Here is a 12,806-nt window from a genome sequence, read left to right on the forward strand (position 1 = left end):
CGCGCGCGGGTGGCGCCGGAGAGCGCGTCGACGTGCGCGGCGGGCGCGGCATGTTCGTGCTGCGCCATCGCCGGAGCGGCGGCGGCCAGCAGCAGGGCGAACGGCAGGGAAGCGAGGCGGGCGTTCATGGCGACACTCCGGAGGAAAGCGCGCCGAGCAGCGTAGCCCGGAACGCCGCCGCCGGGCTGACCCAGGTCAAGCGGCGCCGCCGCGCAAACGCGAAGCCCCGCGCACGGCGGGGCTTCGGCGGTGCGGTCTCACATCAGGTTGCGGCCGTGGAACAGCTCCTCGATCTCGCGCTTCAGCAGCGCCTCGATGCGCTGGCGCTCCTTGAACGAGAGGTCGTCGGCGTGCGCCTCGAACAGGTAGGTGTCGAGGTCGAAGTCCTTCACGTGCATCTTCGTGTGGAAGATGTTCTCCTGGTACACGTTGACGTCGAACATCTCGTACTTCTGGCGGATGTGCTTGGCCAGGTAGTCCTGGATCGAGTTGATCTTGTGGTCGATGTAGTGCTTCTTGCCCTTCACGTCGCGGGTGAAGCCGCGCACGCGGTAGTCCATGGTGACGATGTCGGACTCGAAGCTGTCGATCAGGTAGTTCAACGCCTTCAGCGGCGAGATCACGCCGCAGGTGGCGACGTCGATGTCGGCGCGGAACGTGGCGATGCCGTTGTGCGGATGCGTCTCCGGATAGGTGTGTACCGTGATGTGGCTCTTGTCGAGGTGCGCCACCACGGCGTCGGAGATCACGTCGCGGCCGAGCTTCTCGACCACCGGATGCTCCGAGATCAGGATCGTCACCGACGCGCCCTGCGGGTCGTAGTCCTGGCGGGCGACGTTGAGGATGTTGGCGCCGATGATTTCCGCCACGTCGGTGAGGATCGTGGTCAGGCGGTCGGCGTCGTAGGTGTCGTCGATGTACTCGATATAGCGCTGCCGCTGGTCTTCCGACACGGCATAGCAGATATCGTAGATGTTGAAGCTGAGGGCCTTGGTGAGGTTGTTGAAGCCCTGCAGCTTGAGGCGTGGCAGCGGTTTCACGGCAGCGCGTCCTCGCGGCAGCGGTTGGCGGCCTGGGTCGCGGCGGGTTAGCGACAAGGGTCCCCACCTTTACAAGCCAAAACGCGGAGACGCGCTCCGCGACCCTTGTGGCGGAACGCTGCGGCGCCCGCTCGTCGAAGCCGCGCATTATGCGGCAAGGGGGCGGGCTTGTGAACCGCGCGCGGGGCCGCGCCCGCGCCGCCCCTTGCGGGACCGGCATCCGTCCCCCCGGCGGACGGATACGCGCAGGACTTCACATTTGGTCTAAGATCGTGACAATCGTCGCTGCGGCGCACGGGCAGACCGGCGCGCAGCTTGGCGGCGCGCGCCGCCTGGCCCACCATCAGCCGAGGAAGCGACTGTGGCCCCCCACCAGCTCAAGTACATGCTGCAACAGGCCTTCGACCGCTCCAACGCTCCCGTCCAGCTCGCGCCGGACCCGGCCTCGATGGAACGCTTCCTGGCGATGTGCCACCGCCGCCGCTATCCCGGCAAGACGGCGATCATCCGCCCGGGCGATCCGGCCAACACGCTCTACTACGTGATCGAGGGCTCGGTCACGGTCTGCACCGAGGACGAGGAAGGCCGCGAGCTGATCCTCGCCTACATCAACCGCGGCGAGTTCATCGGCGAGATGGGCTTGTTCATCGAACAGGCGCAGCGCGAAACCATGGTGCGCACGCGCCTGCCCTGCGAGCTGGCCGAGATCAGCTACGAGCGCCTGTTCAACCTGTTCGCCGGCCCGTTGCGCGAGGAGTGCCCGAAGGTGCTGTTCGCGATCGGCCTGCAGCTCACCAACCGCCTGCTGCGCACCTCGCGCCAGGTCAGCCGCATGGCGTTCATGGACGTCACCACGCGCGTGGCGCGCACGCTGATCGACCTGTGCCTGGAGCCGGACGCGATGACGCATCCGGACGGCACGCAGATCCGCATCTCCCGCCAGGAGATCAGCCGCATCGTCGGCTGCTCGCGCGAGATGGTCGGCCGCGTCCTCAAGCAGCTCGAGGACCAGGGCATGATCAACGTCTCCGGCAAGACCATCGTGGTGCGCGGCACGCGCTGATCCGACGGGACCAACCGGCGATTAAACCGCACGCCCCGTAGCGTCGGGGCGATCCGGCGCGGGGACGCGGCGTGGACTGGAATGCATTCTTCGGCTTCGTCGCCGTCGGCCTGCTCGCGCAACTGGTCGACGGCGCGCTCGGCATGGCCTACGGCCTGGTGTCTTCCTCCGTGCTGCTGGCGCTCGGCCTGCCGCCGGCGGTCGCCAGCGCCGGCGTGCACACGGCGGAGGTGGCGACCACCGCCGCATCGGCGGCGGCGCATGCCCGCTTCGGCAATGTCGAACGCAAGTTGTTCCTCGGCCTGGCGGGTCCGGGCGTCGCCGGCGGCACGCTCGGCGCGTACTTCCTCGCCAACGTGCCGGGCGAGGCGATCCGGCCGTTCGTCTCCGCCTACCTGCTGATCCTCGGCCTGCTGGTGCTGCTGCGCGCCACCGGGCATCCGCTGTTCCGCGGCCGCATGCGCCATCCGGCGCCGCTCGGCTTCGTCGCCGGCCTGCTGGACGCGATCGGCGGCGGCGGCTGGGGGCCGATCGCCACCTCCACCCTGATCGCGCGCGGCGGCGCGGTGCGCACCTCGATCGGCTCGGTCAACGCCGCGGAATTCCTGGTCACCTTGAGCATCTCCGCCACGCTGGTCTGGCACATCGGCATCCAGCACTGGTCGATCGTGCTGGGCCTGCTGACCGGCGGCGTGATCGCCGCGCCGCTCGCGGCCTGGCTGGTGCGCCACCTGCCGGAGCGCCTGGTGCTGGTCGCGGTGGGCGCGCTGGTGACCGGCCTCAGCCTGTGGCAGTTGCTGCGTTGAACGCCGGCGTCAGCGCTTCCCCTCGTAGACCATGTAGACGTCGGCGCGCGCGTAGTGCGAGCCCGGCCGCGGCGCCGGGTGGTGCACGAAGCCTGCGCGCTCGTACAGGCGCAGCGCCGGCGCCAGCTTGCGGTTCGACTCCAGGAACAGCGTGCGGCCGCGGCGGCGGCGGAACTCGGCGATCACCGCGTCCAGCAGCAGGCCGCCGGCGCCGCGGCCGCGGAAGCCCGGCTCGACCGCCATCTTCGAGACCTCGTACACGCCCGGCGCTTCCTTCAGCAGCGCGCAGGTACCGATCACCTCGCCGTCGAGCGCGGCGAAGAAGATCGCGCCGCCCGGCGCCAGCACGTGCGTGTCCGGGTCGGACAGCACCTGGCGGTCGATCGGCTCCAGCGCGAAGTAGCGCTCCAGCCAACCGGCGTTGAGCCGGTAGAAGTGCTCGCGCCAGTCGGCGCGGTAAGGGTGGATCTCCACCCTCGCCGCGTCGATGCGCGCATGTTCGGCCAGGATCTCCCGCGTCAGCTCGCCGCGCGCCACCTCGCGCTCGAACGCCGCCAGCGCGCCGAGCAGGTCGCCGCCGCAGCGCGCGGCGGCGGCGCGCACGCCGCGGCGGATCGCGCGCCACTGCGGGCCGAGGCGGTCCAGCCGCGCCTCGGCCTCGGCGCTCAGCTCGAGCAGGCCGCGGCGCGCGTCGGCGCGGTCGCGCCGGCGCACCAGCCAGCCGCCGCGGCGCAGCTTGGCCACGGCCTGGCTGACCGCGGAATGGGTCTGGCCGATGGCGGCGGCGATCTCGGTCACCGTCGCCGGCCCCTTCACCTGCAGGTAGCGCAGCAGCGGGAAGGCGCGCGCCTCCAGGGTCTGGCCGCTGGCGCGGTACACCTCGTCGGCGATCGCGTACAGGCGCTCGCTGAGCGCCTTCAGGCGGCTGCCCATCGCCAGCTCGCCCTGATCCTGCAGGAACATGGCTATATCCGTCAGCACTTATGTAAGTGCTAACGTAATTGATCGGCTGGCGGCCGCGCAAGCCCCCGTCAGTCCCAGTACACCACCTGCGCGCGCTCGCCCAGCGCACGGCCGAAGCGGGCCAGCGCGCGCGGCGCGGGGTTGACCAGCACGGCGCGCTCGGCGCCGCACAGCAGCGGCAGGTCGGACAGCGCATCGCTGTAGGCCACCGCCCAGGCCGGCGCGATGCCACGCTCGGCGAGCCGGCGCAGCTTGACGGCGCCGTAGTTGTGCGGCGCGGCGCGCACGCCGAGCCAGCCGGCGCGCACCGGCGTGCCGATGCGTTCGATGTCGCCGAGGCCGAGCTCGTCCAGGATCGCGCCGAGCAGGGTCTCCTCGCTGGCGCTGACGATCAGCACGCGGTCGCCGGCGGCGACGTGCCGGCGCAGCGTCGCCACGCCCTCGCGCAGGAACGCGCGCGGGCGCCGCGCCAGCGCACGGCCGAACGCCTCGGCATGGGCGCGGAAGCGCGCCTCGCCGACGCCGAACGTGGCCAGGCGCGTGAACGCGCGCGCCACCCAGCCCTTGCCGCGCACGCTGCGCAGCAGCAGCGGCAGGAACGGCAGCAGCGGCAGCGCCGGCAGCAGCCGCCAGCGCGCGCGGGCGAAGCGCTCGCGCAGGAACAGCTCGTAGCTGTCGCCGCGCACCAGCACGCCGTCGAAGTCGAACAGCACCACGCGCCGCGCGGCGCCCGCCGCGACCGTGTCGGCGGCGGTTTTCCCCCTGCTGTCCTGCATGCTCAGCCGCCCGCGAAAAGACGACGCAACTCGGCGCCGGGGTCGGCGGCGCGCATGAACGCCTCGCCGACCAGGAAAGCGTGCACGCCGGCGGCGCGCATCCGCGCTACGTCGGCCGGCGCGTGGATGCCGGATTCGGTCACCAGCAGGCGGTCGTCCGGCACGCGCGCGCGCAGATCGAGCGTGGTGTCGAGCGAGGTCTCGAACGTGCGCAGGTTGCGGTTGTTGATGCCGACCACCAGCGCCGGCACGTCCAGCGCGCGCTCCAGCTCGGCGGCGTCGTGCACCTCGACCAGCACGTCGAGATCCAGCTCGGCGGCGAGCAGCGAAAGCTCCAGCAGCGCGGCGTCACCCAGCGCGGCGACGATCAGCAGGATCGCGTCGGCGCCCAGCGCGCGCGCCTCGTAGACCTGGTACGGGTCGATGGTGAAGTCCTTGCGCAGTACCGGCAGCTCGCAGGCGGCGCGCGCCTGCTGCAGGTAGGCGTCGGCGCCCTGGAAGAAGTCGACGTCGGTCAGCACCGACAGGCAGGCCGCGCCGCCGGCCGCGTAGCTGCGCGCGATCTCCGCCGGACGGAAATCGGCGCGGATCACGCCTTTCGAGGGGCTGGCCTTCTTCACCTCGGCGATCACTGCCGCCTCGCCGGCCTCGATCTTCGCCTCCAGCGCGGCGGCGAAGCCGCGCGTCGGCGGCAGGTCGGCACAGCGCGCGGACAGTTCGGTCAGCGGCAGCCGCGCGCTGCGCTCGCGGATCTCCTCGGCCTTGCGCGCGAGGATGCGTTTGAGGATGTCGTCCATGGGGAGACGGGAGACGGGAGACGGGGGACGGCATTCTAAGCCACGTCGCCTTGGCGAAGGCCGGCGACGGACGGCAGTCGACAACACCCCGCTCCCTGCTCCCTATTCTCCGCCCCCGCCCGCCAACCGCCGCGTCGCCGCGACGAAGGCGTCCAGTTTCGCGCGGGCGGCGCCGCTCGCCAGCGCCGCGCGCGCGCACTCGATGCCTTCGTCGATGGAGCCGGCGACCTGCGCGGCGTACAGCGCCGCGCCGGCGTTCAGCGTGACGATGTCGCGGGCGATGCCGGGGCGGTTGTCCAGCGCTTCCAGCAGCATCGCCTTCGACTGCCGCGCATCCTCGACGCGCAGGTTGCGGCTGGAGGCCATGGCGAAGCCGAACGCCTCGGGCTCGATCTCGTACTCGCGCACGCGGCCGTCCTTCAGCTCGCCGACCAGCGTGGCGGCGCCCAGCGACACCTCGTCGAGGCCGTCGCGGCCCCACACCACCAGCGCGCGCTGCACGCCGAGCCGCTCCAGCACGCGCACCTGGATGCCGACCAGGTCGGGGTGGAACACGCCCATCAAGATGTTCGGCGCGCCGGCCGGATTGGTCAGCGGCCCGAGGATGTTGAACAGCGTGCGCACGCCCATTTCGCGGCGCACCGGCGCCACCACCTTCATCGCCGGATGATGGTGCGGCGCGAACATGAAACCGATGCCGGTCTCGCGCATGCACGCGGCGACCGCCGCGGGCGGCAGCTCGATCGCCGCGCCCAGCGCTTCCAGCACGTCGGCGCTGCCCGACTTCGACGACGCCGCGCGGTTGCCGTGCTTGGCCACGCGCGCGCCGGCCGCGGCCGCCACGAACATCGCCGCGGTGGAGATGTTGAAGCTGTTGGCGCCGTCGCCGCCGGTGCCGACGATGTCGATCATGTGCGGATGCGGCTCGACCTCGACGCGCACCGCCAGCTCGCGCATCACGCGCGCGGCGCCGGTGATCTCGCCGACGGTCTCCTTCTTGACGCGCAGGCCGGTGGCGATCGCGGCGATCATGGTCGGCGACACCTGGCCGCCCATGATCTGCCGCATCAGGTCGATCATCTCGTCGTGGAAGATCTCGCGATGCTCGATCGTGCGCTGCAGCGCTTCCTGGGGGGTGATGGGCATGGGTATCCGGAGTGATGGCCGCGGCGGAGGAACGGTCGATGGGGTCGCCGTTCGTCCTGAGCGTAGCGGCCGCGGGCCGCGAAGTCGAAGGACGCTCGGACCGCCTTCGACTCGGCGCTACGCGCCTGCGCTCAGGGCGAACGGGATGGGCAGCGGCTGGCCGAGGAAATTGCGCAGCAGGTCGTGGCCGTGCTGGGTCAGGATCGACTCGGGGTGGAACTGCACGCCCTCGATCGGCAGCGTCCTGTGGCGCAGGCCCATCAGTTCGTCGATCGTGCCGTCGGCGCGCTCGGTCCAGGCGGTGACTTCCAGGCAGTCGGGCAGCGTCGCCTGCTCCACCACCAGCGAGTGGTAGCGCGTCGCCTCGAACGGATCGGGCAAGCCGGCGAACACGCCCCGGCCGCGGTGGCGGATCATCGAGGTCTTGCCGTGCATGATCTCGCCGGCGCGCACCACGCGGCCGCCGAACGCCTGGCCGATCGCCTGCAGGCCGAGGCAGACGCCGAAGATCGGGATCTCCCCGCCCAGCTCGCGCAGCAGCGCCAGCGTCACGCCGGCGTCGTCCGGCGTGCCCGGCCCCGGCGAGATGACGATGCGCTCGGGCGCCAGCGCACGGATCGCGGCGACGTCCAGCGCGTCGTTGCGCACCACCTGCACCTCCTGCCCCAGCTCGCCGAGGTATTGCACGAGGTTGAAGGTGAAGCTGTCGTAGTTGTCGATCATCAGCAGCATGGAACCCGCCCCGCCGCCGGCGGCGCGCGCCGTGCGGCATCGTCTCGAAGGCCGAGGCACGCCGGCGACGGCGGCCTCGCATCATTGTGCGGGATGGCCCCCGACGCCGCCAACGCGCGCGCTGCGCTCATGCGCGTTTCTCCGCGCGCCGCGCCACCACCACCGCCGCAGCCATGTCGGCGGTGACGTTGCTGACGGTGGCGAACACGTCGGGCAGGGTATCCACCGCCAGCAGCAGGCCGATCGGCCCCACCGGCACGCCCATCGTCTGCGCCACCGGCACGTTCACCGCGACGAAAGTCACCTGCCCCGGCAACCCGACCGAGCCCAGGCTGATCACCACCGCCAGCGCCGCGCCGGCCAGCAGTTGCGCCGGACCGAGGTCGGTGCCCACCGCCCAGGCGATGAAGCAGGCGCTGATCATGTACTGCACCGGGCTGGTCAGGCGGAACAGCGACACCGCCATCGGCAACACCAGCGCGCCGACCGGTTTCGGCATGCCGAGCCGCTCGGCGCCCTCCAGCATCGCCGGCAACGCGGCCAGCGACGACTGCGTGCTCGCCGCCACCGCCTGCGCCGGCGCCGTGGCGGCGAGGAAACGTCCCAGCCGCTCGCCGCCCCACCACACGGCGACGCCGAGCATCGCCGCGCCCACGGCCACGTACAGCACGCAATCGACCAACACGTACGCGCCCAGCGCGCCGATCATGCCCGGGCCCGCGCGCGCGCTCACCGCGAAGATCAGCGCGAACACGCCCAGCGGCGCCGTCCACAGCACCCAGCGCACGATCCTCGTCATCGCCTCGGCGAGCGCCTGGAAAACATCCACCAGCAGACGGCGGCGCGCGGCTTCGATGCGCGTCAGCGCGAAGCCGAGGAACAGCGCGAACACCACCAGCGGCAGCATCGCCCCCTGTGCGGCGGCCTGGATCGGATTGCTCGGCACGATCGCCAGCAGCGCGTCCGTCCAACCGACCGGCGCGGCCTGGGCGGCGGCGCCCGCGGTGGCGCGGGTCAGCGCCTCGGCCAGCGCGGGCGAATGCGGGAACAGCCGGAACAGCAGCGGCGCCATCAGCCCGGCGAACAGCGCGCCGAACGCCAGCAGCACGACGAACACGACCAGCGCGCGCCGCGCGATGCGCCCCGATGCCGCGGCATCGCTGGCAGTGTTGACGCCCACCACCACCAATGCCAGCACCAGCGGCACCACCGTCATCTGCAGCGCCGCCAGCCACAACCGTCCGAACGGCTGCACCGCGCCGGCGGCCTGCGCGGCCAGGGCCGGCTGCCATGCGGCCAAGGCGAGGCCCAGCAGGGCGCCGGCGGCGAGGCCGGCGAGGACGCGCGCGGTCGGGCTCATGGATGCCGATGCTCCCTCACAACCCCTGCGCCGCCTTCGCCACCGCGCGGAACAGCGCGCGGCCCTTGTTCATCGTCTCCTCCCACTCCTTGGCGGGGTCGGAGTCGTGGACGATGCCGGCGCCGGCCTGCACGTGCAGGCGGCCGTCCTGGATCACCGCGGTGCGGATGGCGATGGCCATGTCGGCGTCGCCCCACCAGCCCATCCAGCCGACCGCGCCGGAATAGATGTTGCGCTTGACCGGCTCCAGCGCCTGGATGATCTCCAGCGCGCGCACCTTGGGCGCGCCGGACAGCGTGCCGGCGGGGAACGCCGCCTTCAGCACGTCCATGTAGCTCAGGCCGTCGCGCAGCCTGCCTTCGACGTGCGAGACGATGTGCATCACGTGCGAGTAGCGCTCGATGGCGAACGCCTCGCTGACTTCGACGGTGCCGGTGGCGGCGACGCGGCCGACGTCGTTGCGGCCGAGGTCGATCAGCATCAGGTGCTCGGCGCGCTCCTTCGGATCGGCCAGCAGCTCGCGCTCCAGCGCCTGGTCTTCCTCGACCGTGCGCCCGCGCGGGCGCGTGCCGGCCAGCGGGCGCAGCGCGACGCGGCCGTCCTTCAGGCGCACCAGCGTCTCCGGCGAGGCACCGACCACCTGTGTGCGGCCGAGGTCGAGGAAGAACATGTACGGCGACGGGTTCAGCGCGCGCAGCGCGCGGTAGACGTCCACCGGCCGCGCGCGGAACGGCACGCTCATGCGCTGCGACAGCACCACCTGGAAGATGTCGCCGGCGCGGATGTGCTCCTGCGCTTTGCGCACCGCGGCCTCGAAGCCTTCGCGGGTGAAGCCGGAGACGAAGTCGGCTTCGTCGAGCGTGTCCGGCGCGAGCGTCTCCGGATACGCGGAACCCGACTTGCGCAGGCGGAAGGCCAGCGCGTCGAGGCGCCGGCACGCCTTGGCGTAGGCCTGCGGCTCGGCGGCGTCGGCGTGCACGATCAGGTACAGCCGGCCCTTCTGGTTGTCGAAGACGGCCAGCTCCTCGGCCAGCATCAGCAGCGCGTCGTCGGTGCCGAGCTGGTCGGGCGCGTTCCAGCCGGTCAGGCGCGGCTCGATCAGGCCGACGCACTCGTAGCCGAAGTAGCCGACCAGGCCGCCGGTGAACGCCGGCAACTGCGGCAGCCGCGGCACGCGGTAGCCGGCGCGGATCTTCTCGACCTCGCCGAGCGGATCGGCCAGCTCGCGCGTCTCCACGACCTCGCCCAGCTCCTCGACGGTCAGCGTGTGTCCGCGCAGCCGGTACACCCGCCGCGCCGGCAGGCCGATGATCGAGTAGCGTCCCCAGGTCTCCCCGCCCGCCACCGACTCCAGCAGGAAGGTGTACGGACCGTCGGCCAGCTTGAGGTAGACCGACAGCGGCGTATCGAGGTCGGACAGCACCTCGCGCACGACGGGAATGCGCGTATGCCCTTCACGGGCGAGCTCGGCGAATTCGTCCTGGGTGATCACGGCGGCGGGGGTCGGGGTGGGGGGCGGAAAGCTTCCACCTTAGCAAAGCGTGGGGGAGACGTCAGGCGCGGAAAGTCTGGAGACCCGGTTGACCAGAAACAGAAACTCCTGCGGTGGGCAGGCGTCGCTGGCGATCACATTATGCCTTGAGCTGCCTGATGGTGCCGGATCAGGAGCGGCGCTCTCGAAAGAGTACTCTGGCTCGGCTCATGGATAGGCAGTACAGCTAATCTCGTTGTGCTTTCAAGCAACACCGCTGCATATCAGCATGAGCACCTTTTGTGACTCAACGTCGTAACGAAGATGCATCACTGAGCAGCCGCCGTCGAGAATGCGAGGCAACTTATCGCGTGGAACGACCTCGACACCCGGGTGATCGGACTTCAAGAACACCGCAATAACCACATGATGGCCTCCGGACGCCTCCCCTGAATAATATCTTCGATATGCCTGCAGAGGGTGACCGCGTGGCATTTCAAGACCGGCCTCGATCTTGTCGACAAGCTCCGCAGTCGGGGTCCAAGCACAATTTTTCTCGCTTGCTTTTGCTTCACCAGACAAGGTCATCGCAAACGCGATCAATATGGAAAAAATTAATGCGGACGCATCAAGTATGCGCATACATCTTCCTTGAGTCGAATGCCGCTTAATGACCATCATCATAATAGCTTGGACGAACCGGCAAATTTTGCTCTTGTCGAACCATATTCTCATTAGCCATCGAGTGAATCTCACTCGGCGGAGTGGTGCCAGGTTTGCCCGACCCCATATCATAACTTTGCCTGCCGATATCGATAGCACGAGCATGTCCCAATTCGTGCGCAAGTCCTACGTAGGCCGGCCGCACTCTGCTGCCATTTGCGTCTTTCCCGCCGACCTTCGACTCGGGGTCGTACGACACGGTCGAGCCTTTCCCTAACCCACCATTGAGCGAGGGCCCTTCGGAGGCTTGTGTGGAGTTACCGTCGTGATTGCTGTCTTGTGTGATGAGAATGATGTTCTTTGTAGCCTCGAGTTTCTCGACAAGTACCTTCCCACCTCTGCCCTCTGCAATTTTCTTGATATCCGCCTGCGCCTTCTTCTTGAAATCATCCGTCCCGTTGACGACTATCCGGCGTCCGTCCGGATCCGTGAACCGATACGGATTTTCGTTGGCGTACCAGTACCGGTTGAAGTTGGTGCCAATTTTTCCATCGACTGCCACAGGATCGACACTCAGGAACAGCCCTAGTGTCGGGTCGTAGTAGCGCTGTTGCATGTAGATCAGGCCGGTTGTGGCGTCGGTCACGTGGCCGGTGTAGCCGGGGCCTTCGTGCAGGGGGCGGTTGAGCGTGTCGCCGTAGGGCGCATAGCGCGTACGTTCAATGACGTTCCGGTTGGCATCCGTCACTGCAACCGGGCTGCCCAGGGCATCGGTGTGGTAGTAGACCACCGTTTCCGCGCGTACGAACGATGCCGCGGAGGCAAGCAGAGCGAACACGATCCCTGTGCGCATGATCAGACTCCTTGGTAGATAGACACTTTACATATACGACAGAATGCCCGTCGATTCATTCCGTACCGCAACACGACGAGCCGCCGGGGCTTGACCCCTTGAATCGGGTGAGGAGTCCACAAATTGTCCGAGGGGTGGCAGAGGCACTTATACCACCCGTTGCCGCGCCATCCCCCGCGGCACCAGCGTGAAGGCAAACCCGCTGCCGGCCTCAAGGTTGCGCGCTTCGGCTCGGCCGTTGTGCAGTTCGGCGACTAGGCGCACGACATAGAAGCCGGGGTGCCAGTCGAGGGCACGAGACGCGGCGTCGCGCAGGTTGCGCATGAAGTTGAACAAGCGGCCGTACATCACCGCATGCAGCAAGTCGCGTGGTCAAAACCACCGCGGCGTGGTGGCTACGGCTCGCGCTTGATCGGTCGCGCGCGATCGCGCGCTTCCCGCGCGACCACGCCCCATTCGGGCAGCATGCGGTCGGTCAACAGCACGCCTTCGAGGTGGTCCATCTCGTGCTGGATCAGTTCCGAGAGATCCTCGGACACGCGCTCCAGGCGCACGCGCTTGCGGTTTGCGTCGAGGTATTCCAGCGTGAGCGAACGGCTGCGGCGCACGCGCACGGCGATCTCCGGCAGGCACATGCAGTCGTCCCACACTTCGAAGGTTTCTGGGCTCTGCCACTCGATGACGGGGTTGATCGCGAAGAACGGACCGCCGCCCAGGTCGAAGGCGACGATGCGCTTCGCCACGCCGAGTTGCGGCAGCGCCACCGCCCTGCCCCAGCCGTGCGACGCTCTGAACGCGGACAGCGCCGCGGCGAGGTCGGCCTGATGCGCCGACAGATCGGCGCCGCCGAAGTCTACGGGCACGCTGATGCGGCATCGACGCGTTCAAGCGCGATATGCGCAGCAGTTCCGAAGTCCAGCAGTGCAACTACGTGACCGGATCCTCCGACTTCATGCTCGTGGTCACCGCGTGGAACATGACCGCCTACGAGGACTTCACCCGCCGGAAGTTTTTCGACAACCCCAACATCCGCGGCTTCCGCACCAGCGTGGTGATGGATCGGGTCAAGGTGGGGCTCGACGTGCCCTTGGCGCCCGATGGGTCAGGGGAAACGCGCTGATCGCGCGCATGCTCCG

Annotated in this window: 15 protein-coding genes; 3 read left to right on the top strand and 12 right to left on the bottom strand. The window is 69.3% G+C overall.

The genetic code is table 11. The features are described from left to right. Positions 1-257: 257 nt before the first annotated feature. Positions 258-1,040: an adenosylmethionine decarboxylase gene (gene speD / locus MBSD_RS10905; protein ID WP_082306622.1), complete on the bottom strand. Its 783-nt coding sequence runs from the start codon at positions 1,038-1,040 to the stop codon at positions 258-260. A 385-nt stretch (positions 1,041-1,425) separates the two neighbouring features. On the opposite strand from speD, the gene crp reads away from it, so the two are divergent. Both crp and MBSD_RS10915 read left to right on the top strand, forming a co-directional pair. After that, positions 1,426-2,103 (top strand): cAMP-activated global transcriptional regulator CRP, encoded by a 678-nt coding sequence (crp, locus tag MBSD_RS10910; RefSeq protein ID WP_062537353.1) that lies wholly within the window; start codon positions 1,426-1,428, stop codon positions 2,101-2,103. A gap of 71 nt (positions 2,104-2,174) precedes the next feature. Next, positions 2,175-2,909 (top strand): sulfite exporter TauE/SafE family protein, encoded by a 735-nt coding sequence (locus MBSD_RS10915; RefSeq protein WP_062537354.1) that lies wholly within the window; start codon positions 2,175-2,177, stop codon positions 2,907-2,909. 9 nt (positions 2,910-2,918) lie between these two features. Here the strand turns inward: MBSD_RS10915 and MBSD_RS10920 are convergent, their stop codons facing one another. The 11 genes from MBSD_RS10920 to MBSD_RS10965 all read right to left on the bottom strand — a co-directional run bounded on the left by MBSD_RS10920 (position 2,919) and on the right by MBSD_RS10965 (position 12,533). Next, positions 2,919-3,872, bottom strand: coding sequence for a bifunctional helix-turn-helix transcriptional regulator/GNAT family N-acetyltransferase (locus MBSD_RS10920; protein ID WP_062537355.1), 954 nt, complete (start codon positions 3,870-3,872; stop codon positions 2,919-2,921). Between the two features lie 68 nt (positions 3,873-3,940). Then, positions 3,941-4,648: a haloacid dehalogenase-like hydrolase gene (locus MBSD_RS10925; protein WP_062537356.1), complete on the bottom strand. Its 708-nt coding sequence runs from the start codon at positions 4,646-4,648 to the stop codon at positions 3,941-3,943. A 2-nt stretch (positions 4,649-4,650) separates the two neighbouring features. Further along, positions 4,651-5,532: an indole-3-glycerol phosphate synthase TrpC gene (trpC, locus tag MBSD_RS10930; RefSeq protein ID WP_425478113.1), complete on the bottom strand. Its 882-nt coding sequence runs from the start codon at positions 5,530-5,532 to the stop codon at positions 4,651-4,653. A gap of 15 nt (positions 5,533-5,547) precedes the next feature. Next, complete coding sequence (trpD, locus tag MBSD_RS10935; protein ID WP_062537358.1) at positions 5,548-6,591, bottom strand: anthranilate phosphoribosyltransferase; 1,044 nt, start codon at positions 6,589-6,591, stop codon at positions 5,548-5,550. 117 nt (positions 6,592-6,708) lie between these two features. Further along, positions 6,709-7,323, bottom strand: a complete 615-nt coding sequence (locus MBSD_RS10940; protein ID WP_062537359.1) for an anthranilate synthase component II — start codon at positions 7,321-7,323, stop codon at positions 6,709-6,711. 127 nt (positions 7,324-7,450) lie between these two features. After that, a complete protein-coding gene (locus tag MBSD_RS10945; protein ID WP_062537360.1) occupies positions 7,451-8,683 on the bottom strand; it encodes a dicarboxylate/amino acid:cation symporter in 1,233 nt (410 codons plus the stop codon). Between the two features lie 16 nt (positions 8,684-8,699). Beyond that, positions 8,700-10,175 carry an anthranilate synthase component I gene (gene trpE, locus MBSD_RS10950; RefSeq protein ID WP_062537361.1) on the bottom strand — a complete coding sequence of 492 codons (1,476 nt, stop codon included), beginning with the start codon at positions 10,173-10,175 and terminating at the stop codon, positions 8,700-8,702. A gap of 243 nt (positions 10,176-10,418) precedes the next feature. Next, a complete protein-coding gene (locus MBSD_RS15195) occupies positions 10,419-10,796 on the bottom strand; it encodes a hypothetical protein (RefSeq protein WP_148667871.1) in 378 nt (125 codons plus the stop codon). 25 nt (positions 10,797-10,821) lie between these two features. Beyond that, on the bottom strand, positions 10,822-11,670 hold the full coding sequence (locus MBSD_RS10955; protein ID WP_082306623.1) for an RHS repeat-associated core domain-containing protein: 849 nt from the start codon (positions 11,668-11,670) through the stop codon (positions 10,822-10,824). A gap of 147 nt (positions 11,671-11,817) precedes the next feature. Then, complete coding sequence (locus MBSD_RS10960) at positions 11,818-12,018, bottom strand: hypothetical protein (RefSeq protein WP_062537362.1); 201 nt, start codon at positions 12,016-12,018, stop codon at positions 11,818-11,820. A gap of 47 nt (positions 12,019-12,065) precedes the next feature. After that, positions 12,066-12,533 (bottom strand): peptide deformylase, encoded by a 468-nt coding sequence (locus MBSD_RS10965; protein ID WP_062537363.1) that lies wholly within the window; start codon positions 12,531-12,533, stop codon positions 12,066-12,068. A gap of 11 nt (positions 12,534-12,544) precedes the next feature. Between MBSD_RS10965 and MBSD_RS10970 the strand changes: the two genes are divergently transcribed. After that, positions 12,545-12,790: an Lrp/AsnC ligand binding domain-containing protein gene (locus MBSD_RS10970; protein WP_272898340.1), complete on the top strand. Its 246-nt coding sequence runs from the start codon at positions 12,545-12,547 to the stop codon at positions 12,788-12,790. Positions 12,791-12,806: the final 16 nt, after the last annotated feature.

Origin of the sequence: Mizugakiibacter sediminis (assembly GCF_000953855.2) — a bacterium.
GTDB lineage: Bacteria > Pseudomonadota > Gammaproteobacteria > Xanthomonadales > Rhodanobacteraceae > Mizugakiibacter > Mizugakiibacter sediminis.

Excerpts from the sequence above, each read along its gene's own strand:
- crp (WP_062537353.1), top strand. The coding sequence starts at position 1,426 with ATGCTGCAACAGGCCTTCGACCGCTCCAACGCTCCCGTCCAGCTCGCG.
- MBSD_RS10920 (WP_062537355.1), bottom strand. The coding sequence starts at position 3,872 with ATGTTCCTGCAGGATCAGGGCGAGCTGGCGATGGGCAGCCGCCTGAAG.
- MBSD_RS10925 (WP_062537356.1), bottom strand. The coding sequence starts at position 4,648 with ATGCAGGACAGCAGGGGGAAAACCGCCGCCGACACGGTCGCGGCGGGC.
- trpD (WP_062537358.1), bottom strand. The coding sequence starts at position 6,591 with ATGCCCATCACCCCCCAGGAAGCGCTGCAGCGCACGATCGAGCATCGC.
- MBSD_RS10940 (WP_062537359.1), bottom strand. The coding sequence starts at position 7,323 with ATGCTGCTGATGATCGACAACTACGACAGCTTCACCTTCAACCTCGTG.
- MBSD_RS10945 (WP_062537360.1), bottom strand. The coding sequence starts at position 8,683 with ATGAGCCCGACCGCGCGCGTCCTCGCCGGCCTCGCCGCCGGCGCCCTG.
- MBSD_RS15195 (WP_148667871.1), bottom strand. The coding sequence starts at position 10,796 with ATGCGCATACTTGATGCGTCCGCATTAATTTTTTCCATATTGATCGCG.
- MBSD_RS10955 (WP_082306623.1), bottom strand. The coding sequence starts at position 11,670 with ATGCGCACAGGGATCGTGTTCGCTCTGCTTGCCTCCGCGGCATCGTTC.
- MBSD_RS10960 (WP_062537362.1), bottom strand. The coding sequence starts at position 12,018 with ATGTACGGCCGCTTGTTCAACTTCATGCGCAACCTGCGCGACGCCGCG.